This is a genomic window from Nocardia sienata NBRC 100364, from assembly GCF_001613205.1.
GTDB classification, from domain to species: domain Bacteria; phylum Actinomycetota; class Actinomycetes; order Mycobacteriales; family Mycobacteriaceae; genus Nocardia; species Nocardia sienata.
On record NZ_BDBX01000051.1, the window covers coordinates 68451 to 81164 of the forward strand.

General features: G+C 67.7%; 15 protein-coding genes. 7 read left to right on the forward strand and 8 right to left on the reverse strand.

The window, feature by feature from the left end; all coding sequences use genetic code 11:
- Nucleotides 1-201 precede the first annotated feature (201 nt).
- Entirely contained in the window at nt 202-405 is a 204-nt protein-coding gene (locus NS4_RS25185; RefSeq protein ID WP_063061977.1) for a hypothetical protein, read from the reverse strand.
- Nucleotides 406-450: 45 nt separating this feature from the next.
- On the opposite strand from NS4_RS25185, the gene NS4_RS25190 reads away from it, so the two are divergent.
- Both NS4_RS25190 and NS4_RS25195 read left to right on the forward strand, forming a co-directional pair.
- Complete coding sequence (locus NS4_RS25190) at nt 451-921, forward strand: MarR family winged helix-turn-helix transcriptional regulator (RefSeq protein WP_063061978.1); 471 nt, start codon at nt 451-453, stop codon at nt 919-921.
- Nucleotides 918-2234 carry an MFS transporter gene (locus NS4_RS25195; protein ID WP_084487695.1) on the forward strand — a complete coding sequence of 439 codons (1317 nt, stop codon included), beginning with the start codon at nt 918-920 and terminating at the stop codon, nt 2232-2234. Before NS4_RS25190 ends, NS4_RS25195 begins: the two co-directional genes overlap by 4 nt.
- A 112-nt stretch (nt 2235-2346) precedes the next feature.
- On the opposite strand, the gene NS4_RS25200 is transcribed toward NS4_RS25195, so the two are convergent.
- Nucleotides 2347-2727, reverse strand: a complete 381-nt coding sequence (locus tag NS4_RS25200; protein WP_245665697.1) for a winged helix-turn-helix transcriptional regulator — start codon at nt 2725-2727, stop codon at nt 2347-2349.
- Nucleotides 2728-2780: 53 nt separating this feature from the next.
- Between NS4_RS25200 and NS4_RS25205 the strand changes: the two genes are divergently transcribed.
- Entirely contained in the window at nt 2781-3521 is a 741-nt protein-coding gene (locus NS4_RS25205) for a group II truncated hemoglobin (protein ID WP_063061980.1), read from the forward strand.
- Nucleotides 3522-3603: 82 nt separating this feature from the next.
- Here NS4_RS25205 and NS4_RS25210 read toward each other — a convergent pair whose 3' ends face one another.
- The gene (locus NS4_RS25210) at nt 3604-3834 is read right to left on the reverse strand and encodes a hypothetical protein (RefSeq protein WP_063061981.1); all 231 of its coding nucleotides are present in this window, start codon (nt 3832-3834) and stop codon (nt 3604-3606) included.
- A 510-nt stretch (nt 3835-4344) separates the two neighbouring features.
- Between NS4_RS25210 and NS4_RS25215 the strand changes: the two genes are divergently transcribed.
- Nucleotides 4345-5532, forward strand: coding sequence for a helix-turn-helix transcriptional regulator (locus NS4_RS25215; protein WP_063061982.1), 1188 nt, complete (start codon nt 4345-4347; stop codon nt 5530-5532).
- Between the two features lie 70 nt (nt 5533-5602).
- Here the strand turns inward: NS4_RS25215 and NS4_RS25220 are convergent, their stop codons facing one another.
- The 5 genes from NS4_RS25220 to NS4_RS25240 all read right to left on the reverse strand — a co-directional run bounded on the left by NS4_RS25220 (nt 5603) and on the right by NS4_RS25240 (nt 9517).
- Nucleotides 5603-5911, reverse strand: a complete 309-nt coding sequence (locus NS4_RS25220; protein WP_063061994.1) for a putative quinol monooxygenase — start codon at nt 5909-5911, stop codon at nt 5603-5605.
- Between the two features lie 112 nt (nt 5912-6023).
- Nucleotides 6024-7106 (reverse strand): NAD(P)H-dependent flavin oxidoreductase, encoded by a 1083-nt coding sequence (locus tag NS4_RS25225; protein WP_063061983.1) that lies wholly within the window; start codon nt 7104-7106, stop codon nt 6024-6026.
- Nucleotides 7103-7861: a CoA-transferase subunit beta gene (locus NS4_RS25230; protein WP_063061984.1), complete on the reverse strand. Its 759-nt coding sequence runs from the start codon at nt 7859-7861 to the stop codon at nt 7103-7105. The genes NS4_RS25225 and NS4_RS25230 overlap by 4 nt, the downstream gene beginning before the upstream one ends.
- Nucleotides 7858-8736: a CoA transferase subunit A gene (locus NS4_RS25235; protein ID WP_063061995.1), complete on the reverse strand. Its 879-nt coding sequence runs from the start codon at nt 8734-8736 to the stop codon at nt 7858-7860. Before NS4_RS25235 ends, NS4_RS25230 begins: the two co-directional genes overlap by 4 nt.
- A gap of 16 nt (nt 8737-8752) precedes the next feature.
- Nucleotides 8753-9517: an enoyl-CoA hydratase family protein gene (locus NS4_RS25240; protein ID WP_063061996.1), complete on the reverse strand. Its 765-nt coding sequence runs from the start codon at nt 9515-9517 to the stop codon at nt 8753-8755.
- A 65-nt stretch (nt 9518-9582) separates the two neighbouring features.
- Here NS4_RS25240 and NS4_RS25245 point away from each other — a divergent pair, with 65 nt between their 5' ends.
- The 3 genes from NS4_RS25245 to NS4_RS33715 form a co-directional block, all read left to right on the forward strand.
- Nucleotides 9583-10380, forward strand: coding sequence for an SDR family oxidoreductase (locus NS4_RS25245; protein ID WP_063061985.1), 798 nt, complete (start codon nt 9583-9585; stop codon nt 10378-10380).
- A gap of 43 nt (nt 10381-10423) precedes the next feature.
- A complete protein-coding gene (locus NS4_RS25250) occupies nt 10424-11335 on the forward strand; it encodes an SDR family oxidoreductase (RefSeq protein ID WP_063061986.1) in 912 nt (303 codons plus the stop codon).
- Nucleotides 11336-11650: 315 nt separating this feature from the next.
- Nucleotides 11651-12714 (forward strand): TrbL/VirB6 family protein (locus NS4_RS33715; RefSeq protein ID WP_218020404.1); only part of this gene is annotated, 1064 nt, incomplete at its 3' end.

Genomic DNA, 12714 nt, shown 5'->3' on the forward strand with positions numbered 1-12714 from the left:
AGCGCAGGTCTTACTACGCAGGCCCGTCGTAACGCAGCACTTCTTCGAAGGCCGCGGGGATCTTCGACCGGCCCGCCCACAGGGCTCGCCACTGTTGCGGGTGGTCGGCGAACAGGACAGCCGCGATGCCGACGAGCTTGGCGACGGTTTCGGCGCCCGCGCCGCCCGGCAGCGAGATGAATCCGGCGATCTCGATATCGGTCAGGGCGGAATTCGCTTGTCACCGCGGTCGACCTCGGCCGCGATCAGGGGGCTGATCATGTCGTCGCGTGGGCGGGCCCGTCGCTCGAGGATCAGTTCGAAGTAGTATCGCCCGGCTTCCCGGACCGCCTCCGCCGCTTCCCAGGCCTCCCCGGGCCGGCGTTCCAGCGGAGTCGCAGCCGAGGCATGTGGCGGGTATCCCACCGGGCGGTCTGGAAATAGATAGTTAGCCTATGTAATAATCGTTGGGTGCAGTCGAACCCGGTGACCGATGTGGACGACACCGTCGTCGATCTACTGGTCACCGCGGGTCGGCTCACGCGCGCGGCGGGAATGCTCAGCGTCGACGACCTGCCGCGCGCCACCGTGCGCGCACTGGCAGTGCTCGAGGAACACGGTTCGCTGCGGGTCAGCGAATTCGCTCGTATCGATCGCACGTCGCAACCCACGGCCACCGCACTCATCGCCCGTCTGGTGGGGGAGGGATACGCCTCCCGGCACCGCGACCCGGACGATTCGCGCGCGGTCGTCGTCCAACTCACACCGGCCGGGCGTGCCCGGCTCGCCGCCACCCGCGCCTCCATGCGCGAGGCGCTGTCCGGCCCGCTACCCGGCTTCGACGCCGAACGCCTCGCCGGACTCGCAGCCGATCTACGAGACCTGCTGGCGGCGATCCGGGAATCGGCCGGGCACCACACGCAATCGAGGAAAGACCGATGAGCACCACGACCGGGACGGCCACCGAGCCGGACAGCACGAGCGCGTCAGGCCCGGAGGCGGCAGCGCAGCGTGACCACGCAGGGCCCGCGCTCGTGCTCGATGGACACAGCACATCGACCGGGCAGCCGAAGGCGGTCTGGGCCGTCGCCTTCGCCAGCGTTATCGCGTTCATGGGCATCGGCCTGGTCGATCCGATTCTCAAGCCCATCGGTGAACAGCTCCGCGCGTCGCCGTCGCAGGTATCGCTGCTGTTCACCAGCTATATGCTCGTCACAGGCGTCGCCATGCTGGTCACCGGCGTGGTCTCCAGCCGGTTCGGCGCGAAGAAGACGCTGCTCGCCGGCCTCGCGCTGATCATCGTGTTCGCGGCCCTCGCCGGTATGTCGGGGACGGTCGGCCAGATCGTCGGCTTCCGCGCGGGCTGGGGGCTCGGCAACGCGCTGTTCATCGCGACCGCGCTGGCCACCATTGTCGGCGCCGCCAGCGGCGGAGTCGCGCGCGCGATCATCCTCTACGAGGCGGCGCTGGGTATCGGCATCGCCACCGGGCCGCTGCTGGGCGGGGTGCTCGGCGGAATCAGCTGGCGCGGGCCGTTCTTCGGTGTGTCCGTGCTGATGGCCGTCGCCGCCGTCGCGATCGTCGTGCTGCTGCCCGAGGGGCCGAAAGCCGCGAAACCGACCTCGCTCGCCGCCCCGTTCAAGGCGCTGCGCCACCGCGGCCTGCTGGTCGTGAGCATCACGGCGCTGCTGTACAACTTCGGTTTCTTCACCCTGCTCGCCTATACCCCGTTCCCGCTGGACATGGGCACCTACGCGATCGGCTTCATCTTCTGCGGCTGGGGCATCCTGCTGGCCGTGGCCTCGGTCTTCTTCGCGCCCCGACTGCAGCGCCGTTTCGGCACACTGCCCATGATCGCGGTGGCGGTCGGGCTGTTCGCCGCGGATCTGGCGGTGATGGCGTTGTTCGCCGAGCACAAGCCGGTGCTGATCGTCGGTGTCGTTCTCGCGGGCCTGTTCCTGGGTGTGAACAACACGCTGATCACCGAGGCCGTGATGATCTCCGCCCCGGTGGAACGCTCGACCGCGTCGGCCGCCTACAGCTTCGTCCGTTTCGCGGGCGGCGCCGCCGCACCGTGGCTGGCGGGCAAACTCGGGGAAACCAGTGTCTCGCTGCCGTTCTGGGTGGGCGCGGTCTGCACCGCCGCCGGTGTGGTGGTGCTGCTGGCCGGCCGCTCGGCGCTGGCCCATATCGACGACCACGACCCCGCCCCGCACAGTGTGGAGGAAGCGCAGGCGGTTACGGTCGGTGACTGACCTTCACAAGAGGTCGCCCGCGGGTCCCGCCGACAGGCGGGGCCCGCTTTTTCGTGCCCGTCGAAGGCACCGGTCGGCGTAGGGTCGCAAAATATTGATGCGGCGATGCCGTTCAGCCCACCGGATCGCTGCGCCGCGATTCCGCCGGTTCCTCGCGTGGGGGCCCGATGTCGATACCGTCCCGAGCCGCCAGGGTCCCACCCCAGTCGTAGAGCGCCTGCAGCACCGGCTGTAGTCCGGGATCGATCAGCCGATAGGTCACGGTGCGGACCGCTGCATCGTGCACCGTCCGCTCGATCAGGCGGGCGGCCTCGAGCTCGCGCAGCCGCTGGGTCAGCATTTTCTCGGTGATCTGGGGGACGAGCCGGCGCAGTTCGCCGTAGCGCCGCGGCCGCTCCTTCAGATAGCCGAGGATCACAACCGCCCACTTGCCGCCGATGGTGTCCATCGCCAGTTCGACCTGGCAGGAGTAGAAGGTCCGCCGCACGCTCACGCACCACAAAGTACGTTCTTGTGCCGTGGGGCCCAAGGTGGTCGACTTCCTCCATGATCACCGAGTACATCCGGTACCGCGTTTCCGACCCGGCCGCGTTCGAAGATGCCTATCGCCGCGCCGCGGTATCGCTGCAGTTCTCGCCGTACTGCCGGACCTATGATCTGGACCGGTGCGTCGACGATCCGGAGGTCTATATCCTCCGGCTCACCTGGACTTCGGCGAGCGATCATCTGGACAAGTTCCGCAACAGCTCCCACTTCCGCGCGTTCTTCGCCGAAATCAAGGATTACGTGGCCGGTATCGAGGAGATGCGGCACTACGAGCCGGTCGCGTTGGTGCCGTCGCTGTACGACTGGGCGGGCGGCGCGGAGGCGTTCGCGAAGCTCTTCGACACCTTCTACGAACGGGTTCCCGAGGATCCTGTCCTCGGCCCGGTATTCGAGGGTATGCACCCCGACCACGCGAAGCATGTGGCCGCCTGGCTCGGCGAGGTTTTCGGCGGACCTGCGATCTATTCCGAAAAACACGGCGGTCACGGATACATGGCATCCCGGCACCGGGGCCGGGCACTGACCGAGGAACAGCGTCAGCGGTGGGTAAGTCTGCTGTTGGACACCGCCGACAAGGTCGGACTACCCGCCGACGCCGAGTTCCGCTCGGCCTTCGCGGGGTACCTGGAGTGGGGGACGCGGATGGCGCTGCTCTTCTCGGGCCCGGATGCCCCGGAGGATACGAGCGAACCCACGCCCACCTGGGGTTGGGGCGAGGTACGGCCCTGGCCGCGGGGCTGACCGCGCAGAATCGACGACAGATGCTGCTGGCATGCACGCCTGCCGAGAGACGAGTATCGGGCGACTGGCTCTACGCCGCCTCTCACCGGCGCAAATCTCGGACCGGCCCATCAGAAGTGATGATCTCCGTGGTCGCGACAACGGCCCGCCACTGCGGGTCGTTCGCGATCTGTGCAGCTGCGAGATGCGGGGTCACCACTACGTCGGCATCGTGTTCGATGATGTGGTGCACAGCGATCAGGGTGTCGAGTCGGGATGATTTGGTGTCGGTGAACGCCGTGTAGACGATCTCGAGCTCGTACAGTCCTGCCAAGCAACGTATTTCGCGACTCAGGGTATCGGGTCGGCACAGCACAACCGCGCGGCGCGGGGTGGTCACGGTCGTACCTGCTGTGTGTAACGGACAGCAAGGTCGTACCGTGGGCATCGGTGATGAGCGTGAACTCCCATCACTTGGTGTGCGTGCGCGTATCCGCGCACCGGCTGTTGCGATCTACAGTCGGCCGGGTGGTCGAGCGCCCGGAGGGCGGCCACGACCCGTTCCATGAGACCGCGGTCGCGGTTGTGCCATATCCGGAGTGCGGTGGCCATAGCCTGGTTGTTCGGTACGCGAGTCGGCAGCAGTGGTGAAACCCCGGACTGTTCAGTGTGCATCGGTCACTCCTGGTGTAATCCGTTCGAGGGGACCCGGTGTCCGACCTGGACACCGGGTAACGACCTCGAACGTAAGCCCGGTTGCCACCACCCAGCAGGTACCGGAGGTACCCCTTTTTGATTGATTCGCCTGTAATCTCAGATCGTAGGGGCGCACCGAAGGGCGATCATGGACAACACAATTGGCCAACAGATCAAGAAGTTCCGTGGCAAAGCGCTGACCCAACAGGGTCTGGCCGATAAGTCGGGTGTTGGCTACGAGACGATCCGGAAACTGGAACAGGGCAGAAAAGGCGCCAGCGTCGCCACCCTGAAAAAGGTGGCTCGCGCATTGGACGTCGACCTCGCAGACCTCGTCGGCAATCGGTACGGGATGCCGACCGAAGACCCCGGCGCCGGGGTGGTCGCCATCCGGGAGGCGCTGGCCTCCGTGGACGACCTGATCGACGATGGTCCTGAGGGCCCACCTGTTTCGCTGACCGATGCACGTCGTGCTGTCGAATACGCGTGGGGCGCCTACTGGAATGGCAGATACGAGACGCTGGCCTCGGTACTGCCGCCGGGAATCGCGCAACTTCGGGCTACTGCTCATGCCGCGAAAAGCACTGAGAGTCCCACCGCGCACGAGCTTTTGGCGCGCATGTACTGGGTGACAGGGTGCACGTTGGTGCATCTCGGGCATGCAGATTCGGCTTTCGCCGCGATCCGGTCGGCGCTGTCGGCTTCCGAACGCGGCAATGACCCGCTGCTCGCGGCCACCCTGCGCGGGTCTGTAGCGTGGCAGCTGCTGGTGCAGGGCCGCTACGAGGAGTCGCACAAGGTAGCGCTGAAAGCGGCGGCATCCGTGGAGCCCGACGGTGAGGTATCCGAACAGCATCTTTCGGTGTATGGGTCGCTGGTGCTGCAAGGTGCGACCGCAGCGGGCCGGAACCAGCGGGTGCATGAGGCATTGCACACCGCCGCTGCGGCCGGTGAGATAGCGGCGCGGCTGCCAGGTGACACCAAGTGGTACGAGTGCAATTTCGGCACAAGTCAGGTTGTTATGCAGACCGTCGACATCAATGTGTCCAGCGAGCGATATACCGAGGCTCTGAAAGTGGCTGAGGATATGCCGAACCGCGGCGTCGGATTGACGCGGGTGAGCCAGGCCCGGCATCTGCTGGACCGGGCGCAGGCACTGACTCGGGTCAACAAGTACAGGGAGGCTCAAGACCTGCTGCTCAATGCAGAGCGTGTGGGCGGCCGGGACTGGGCGCGGTACCAGACATTGATGAAGCAGATCGTTCAGGAGCTGCGGGAGCAGGAGCGTAATCCGGCGTTGGCCGATCTGGCCGATCGCATCGGCGTGCGGGGCTGAATTCTGGCTGGTGCGGCTCGACCAGACGGAATGCTTCCTACGTTCCGGGATGACCGACCGGCTGTGATGCTCAGCCCGGCAGCCCCTCGACCATTGTAGGGGTGAGGAATTCGACTCGGAGATCTGCGACGTAATTGCTGCGCTGATCCAGGAAACGGCGGGTGTGCGGCTGCCGCTCGTGCTCGTCGAACGCGTTGCGGTCTCGGTACACCTCATAGAACACACGGGATAGTGGAGCCTCGGTCACGGTGTGAGTGGCATAGACCAGCGTCCCTGGCTCGAGTTCGCGAATCCCCCTCGCGGTCTCCTCCACCAGCCGATCGAAGCCGATGGCGGCCTCGGCGTCCAACAAGTCGAACCTCACCACGAGCGCGAACATCGGAGCCTCCCGAACCGAGCGGTTTACCATCGCAGCGAGTGTCTCACGCGTGTGGGCGGTCGGTTCGGGCCCGCCCACACCGAGCCGGTGGGGCGGGTCCGTACTTCGCCGATCAGGTCGCCGACTCGGCATCCTGCCGTAGCTCGGCGAGGGTGCCGATCCGGGCGACCGCGTCCGTGACGATCCGATCGATCAACTCCTGGCAGGTGGGCAGATCCTCCAGGATGCCGCTCACCTGGCCCGCCGCCAGCACCCCGGCCTCGGTATTGCCCTCGACCAGCCCGGCGCGCAACAGCATCGGGGTGTTGGCCGCCATGATCACCTGGGACCAGGTGAGGTCCTTGGCCTTGCGCATGGCCAGACCGTCGCGGACCAGCGTGGACCATTTCATCCCGGTCATACTCTTGAACCGGGCCGCGTTGCCCACGGCCGCGGTGAGACCGCGGATACGCCCCGAGTTCTCCAGCTTCTGGACCAGTTCGGTGTTTAGCACCCGGTGCGGCATACCGTCGACCTTGGTGGACACCACTGTTTCGCCTAGTTGACGACGCAGGTATTCCTGTTTCACCGAATCCGGGACACTGCTCTCCTGCGTGAGCAGGAAGCGGGTGCCCATCGCGACTCCGGCGGCGCCATAGGCGAGGGCGGCGGCGAGGCCGCGCCCGTCGAAGAAGCCGCCGGCCGCGACCACCGGGATATCGACCGCGTCCAGGACCGACGGCAGCAGCAGGGTCGTGGCCACCGGGCCGGTGTGCCCGCCGCCCTCGCCGCCCTGGACGACCACGGCATCCGCGCCCCAGGAGGCGACCTTCACCGCGTGCTTGGCGGCGCCGATCGACGGAACCACCACTACGCCCGCGTCTTTCAGCTTGGCGATGAGGTCCTTCTTCGGCGCCAGAGCGAAGGACGCGACCTTGACGTTCTCGCGGATGAGCAGATCGATCCGCTCGGGCGCGTCCGAGGCGTCGGCGCGGATGTTCACGCCGAACGGTTTATCGGTCTGCGCCTTGGTTTTGGCGATGGCCGTTTCCAGCTCGTCGTAGGTCATGGTGGCCGAGGCCAGAATGCCCAGCCCGCCGGCATTGGATGTGGCCGAGACCAGGCTCGGGCCCGCCACCCAGCCCATGCCGGTCTGCACGACGGGGTGTTCGATCCCGACCAGTTCGGTCAGCGGGGTCCGCAGCCGAGGGGTCATTGCGGGACCTCCCGATCGCGGATCTTCTTCGGATCGAGGACTTCGCGGATGATCCGCAGTTCCTCGGCGGTCGGCATCCGGGTCTCCTCGGCCGTGCCCAGGTCGGCGATCTCGAAGGAGGTGTTTTCCGCGACCTCACCGGCGGTGACCCCGGGGTGCAGGCTCAGTGCGCGCATCGTGTGATCCGGGCCGTTGAAATCGAAAACGCCCAGATTGCTGACCACCCGGTGGATGTGGTGGAAACGGAAGGCCGGGTTGTCCGGGTCGACTTTGTCGTAGCCGACACCCGCGACGATATCCACTTTCTCGCCGAACACCCGCCTGGTGTGCCGTCCGACCCAGTAGCTGGTGGGGTGGTTGATGGTATTGCCGGGCGCGCCGCGGACGCCGAACATCTGCCGGGTCGGCTGCTGCAGCGGGCCGAAGGCCGAGAGGTTCTGGTTGCCGTAGCGGTCGAGCTGGTTGGCGCCCATGACCACATGGCGGCGGCCCGAGGCCAGCACATCGAACACCTTGCGGAACGGAATCCAGCCCTCCACCGGCGCCTTGCCGCCGATCGGCGGGGTCTCGGCGAGGAAGAAGGCTTCACCGTCGGAGATCAGCAGATCGGGTTCGAAGGTGAGTTTCGCCAGCCGCGCGCCCAATTGCGCCATCGGCGACATGGGGCTGGCGAAGATCTCCCCGGCGCCGCGGAAGATCTCGGCACAGGCGACCGCGCACACTTCGGCGCGGGTGATGGTTTCGGTGCTGGTCACCGCTCCTCCTTGAATCGCGCGACGGCGGCCTGGTAGTCGGCTTCGGAACCGCTGAGGTAGGTGTCGACGAAGGTCTGCCAGGTCTCCGGCGACCCGGCGGCTTCCACGTAGTGCCGCTGGAATTTCTCGTCCCGGCCGTAGCTCTCACCACCCAGGGTGAAATGTGCGCCGTTCGGGGCCTCGACCACCGCGTCGACCATCATGCGGTTGAGCAGCAGCGCCTGCTGGGGAACGGTTTTCACCAATTCCTCGGTCTCCACGAGGCGTTCCACCGAAAGGTAGCGTTTCTCGGCGGCCAGGCAGAACAGGTCGTCCATATAGGGGTCCACGCCCTGGTAGGCGGCGTTACCGTGCGCGTCACCGATATTGAGATGCACCAGCGCGGCGTCGAGATTCAGGGCCGGCATGGCGATCAGAGTCTCCGCGCGTCCGTCCGGACCCGGGTACGGCGAGGTCACGGTCTGCAGCTCGCCGTCCCAGAAATTCGGGACATCCGACCCCAGGCCGGCGCGGATCGGCAGGAACGGCAGTCGCGCCGCGGCTGCCTCGAGCCCGCATTTGAGCATGCCTTCGTCCATCTCGCGGGCGACGATCTGCCCGGAGGTTCGGGCCTTCGCGAACCAGGGGTCGTAGAACGGCGCCGAGTCCAGGGAGACGAACCCGTAGTAGGCCTTGCGGACCTTCCCGGCCGAGAGCAGCAATCCCAGGTCCGGGCCCCCGTAGGTGACCACCGTCAGGTCGGTGACATCGGACCGCAGCAGGGCCCGCACCAGGGCCATCGGCTTACGCCGGGAACCCCAGCCGCCGATGCCGATGGTCATCCCGCTGCGCAGTTCGCCGACGATCTCGTCCAGCGTTTTCCGCTTGTCTCGCATGGTCTTCCGTTCCATGTCAGTTCTTGTCCTTGCGCGCCGCGAGGTCTTGGTCGAAGCGTTCGCGGATCTCGTCGGAGGCTCCGGAAAGGTTCAGTTCGAAGGTGAACCCCTGCTCGAAGCGGTAGCTGCGGTGCACATCCTGCAGGTCGATGCCGTTGAGGGCGCGTTTGGCGGCCCGGATGACCCGGCCGTCCTTGGCCGCGATGTCCTTGGCGACCTCGAGTGCGGCGGCGTCGAGTTCCTCCCGGGGGACCACCTTCAGTACCGAGCCGTAATGGTGCAGCTGCTGGGCGGTGGCGGTGCTCGCGGTGAAGAAGAGCGCGCGCATGAGGTGCTGGGGGACCAGCCGGGCCAGGTGGGTGGCGGCGCCGAGCGCACCGCGGTCGACCTCGGGCAGGCCGAAGGTCGCGTCCTCGGAGGCGATGATGATGTCGGAGTTGCCGACCAGGCCGATCCCGCCGCCCAGGCAGAAGCCCTGGACCGCGGTGATCACCGGGACCGGGCAGTCGTAGACCGCGCCGAATGCCTCGAAGCAACCGTGGTTGGCGTCGATGAGCGCCTGATGCCCGGGCTTGCGCTGGATCTCCTTGATATCGACGCCCGCGTTGAAGCCGCGGTTCTCGGCGCGCAGCACCACCACGCGGGTCTGCGGGTCGCGCCCGGCGGCGCGGATCTCGTCGGCGAGGGCGAACCAGCCGTCCGAGGGTATGGCGTTGACCGGCGGATAGTCGACCGTGACCACGGCGATACCGGCGGATTCCGAATGGCGCTTGATCCCCATCGCGTATCCCATCTCGCATCTCGAGCATCTTGGCTAAGCAAGCAATTGCTTGGTAGGTTAACACGGTGGCACTCGAAATCGACCTGTCCGATCGCGTCGTTCTGGTAACCGGCGGCGTCCGCGGCGTCGGCGCCGGGATCAGCCGCGTCCTGCTGTCCGCCGGGGCGACCGTGGTGGCGTGTGCCCGCCGTCCCGGCGATACTCCGGTCGAGGTGGACGGGCGGGAAATCGATTTCCTGCCGTGCGATGTCCGCGACCCGGCAGCCGTGGCGGAGATGATCGCCGAGATCGTCCGGCGGCACGGGCGGCTGGATCACGCGGTGAACAATGCCGGTGGCGCTCCCTATGCCCTGGCGCAGGATGCCAGCCCCAAATTCCACACCAAGATCATCGAGCTGAATCTGCTCTCGGCCCTGCACGTCGCCCAGGCGGCGCACGCGGTGATCAGCAGGCAGGAAGACGGCGGCTCGATCGTCAATATCTCCAGCCTCAGCGGCCACCGGCCCTCGCCGGGCACCGCCGCCTACGGTGCGGCGAAGGCTGGAGTCGACGCGCTCACCGTGTCCCTCGCCGCGGAATGGGCACCGAAGGTCCGGATCAACTCCCTCGTGGTCGGTGCGGTGGAAACCGAACTGAGCGCTCTGCACTACGGCGACGCCGACGGAGTGGCCGCCGTCGGGCGGACCATCCCGATGGGCCGGCTGGCCCGGCCCGAAGATGTCGGCAACGGGGTGGCCTTCCTACTCTCCCCGCTGGCCGGGTACATCTCCGGGGCGACCCTGCAGATCCACGGCGGCGGCGAACCCCCGGCCTTCCTCGCGGTCGCGACCGCCACCCATTCCGGTGACGCGGCGAAAGCCTGACACCGGCTCGAACAGATATCGACCATCGACGATAGGAACGGACATGGCAACCGAGGGCATCTGCGCCGGACGGATCGTGATCATCACCGGCGCCGGCCGGGGTATCGGCCGGGCACACGCCCTGGCCTTCGCCGCCGAGGGCGCGAAGGTCGTGGTGAACGATCTCGGCTCGACGCTCAGTGGCGAGTCGACCGCGGAAACCCCCGCCGAGCAGGTGGTCTCGGAAATCCGGGCGGCCGGCGGTGAAGCCGTGGCCAACGGTGACGACGTGGCGAGCTGGGAGGGCGCGCAGCGGCTCGTCCAACAGGCCGTGGACACCTTCGGCGGCCTGGACGTCCTGGTCAACAATGCCGGATTCGTCCGCGACCGGATGCTGGTCAACCTCGCTGAGGACGAATGGGATTCGGTGGTCCGCGTCCACCTCAAGGGTCATTTCGCCACCATGCGCCACGCGGCCGCGTACTGGCGCGCGGAATCCAAGGCGGGTCGTACCGTGGATGCCCGGATCATCAACACCAGCTCCGGCGCCGGCCTGCAGGGCAGTGTCGGCCAAGGGAACTACGGGGCCGCCAAGGCGGGTATCGCCGGCCTCACCCTGACCGCCGCGGCCGAATTCGGGCGGTACGGCGTCACGGTGAACGCGATCGCCCCCTCGGCGCGCACCCGGATGACCGAAACCGTTTTCGCCGACATGATGGCCGCCCCCGAGGACGGATTCGACGCCATGGCGCCGGAGAACATCTCACCGATCGTGGTGTGGCTGGGCAGCACGGAGTCGGCCGGTGTCACCGGCCGGATGTTCGAGGTCGAGGGCGGTCGCCTCGCCCTGGCCGAGGGCTGGCGCCACGGGGTGCCGGTCGACCGTGGCGCGCGCTGGAATCCCGCCGAACTCGGCACCGTGGTGTCGGAGCTGATCGCAAAGGGCGCAACCCCGGAACCCGTGTACGGAGCGTAAGGATTCGCCACAGTCGAACGGGTCCGTCCCGCCGCCGACCGGCGGCGGGACGGACCCGTTTCGGTATAGACCCGTTGCCGTCCAGCTACCGGGCCTCGCACCGGATGATTGTGGTCTATTCCACCCCTTCCGCGGCATCGCCCGCTGTGCGCTGGCACGCGAGCAGCGGTTGACCGGAGGCGGCCGCCGGATGTCGTCACTTCCTCATGCACCGGTGAGTTTGCTGGTTTACCATGGGCAACCATCTGTTCGTTCTACCCGGAAGACGTCATCGCCGGGCGAATCCGCAATATCGATCAAGGGGTTGACTGGCGCATGGCCGTGGGTCGCATCAAGCGATTGCTTGCAGTAGCCGGAGCGGCCGGATGCCTGGGACTGATCGGCGGGCCGACACTCGCGCAAGCGAACCCGGGCCGGTGGCCGGTCACCGAACAGGGCCCCTCCGGTAGCGGAGGTGACGGCATCGCCCCGCCTCGACCGGGCGCGCGACTTCCCGAGGGCGGCCCGCTCGTCATACCGGGCAGCGAACCGGAGTCGGGGGATGCGAGCGGGCAGCGAGCTCCGGTGGAATCGGGCGCGCCCACCGGTCTCGGAACGGGTAGTAGCGCACCGGCGCCGGACTCCGATGCCGGTAGCAGCGGTACGGATTCCGGTGATGTCGCGCAGTGGCAGCCCCTGGGTATCCCCGGCCGGATCCAGGAGCCGGAACCGGTCGATACCGCCGAGCCCGCGCCGGTCGCAGGCCCGCGACCGGATCCGGCGCCGGTTGCCGAACCCCTCGGCCCGGTGGGATCGGGCACCGCTCTCGGCACCATCCTGGCCACCGGCTCGGCCGCCGTCGGCTCGGCCGCCGCGGCGCCTCTGGGGGTCACCGGCTCCGCCGCACTGGGTACCGGATCGGCCGTGCTCGGAACAGGTTCCGCCGCGGTGGGTTCGGCCGGCCGCGGAGTGGGTGCGACCGGTTCCGCCGCACTGGGCACCGGCTCGGCCGCTCTCGGAACGGGCTCCGCCGCAGTAGGTTCGGCCGGGGTCGGAGTACTGGGTACGGGATCGGCCGCGCTGGGTTCGGCCGGAGTCGGAGTGCTCGGTACCGGTTCCGCCGCGGCCGGTTCGGCCGCCGCCGGGATACTCGGCACCGGTTCCGCCGGTGTGGGTTCGGCTGCCGTGGGGTCCGCGGCCACCGGGTCTGCTGCCGCCGGTTCGGCGGCGACCGGTTCCGCCGCGCTGGGTTCGGCCGGTGTGGGTTCCGCGGCACCGCTGCTGCTCCTGCTGCTGCCGGTGCCACCGGTTCCGGCGCCCCCGGTCGGGCCACCCTTGGCATTACCGTCGCCCGGCGGCGCGGGTGGAGGTGCCCCGGCGATCGGGGTGGCCGTTCCGCT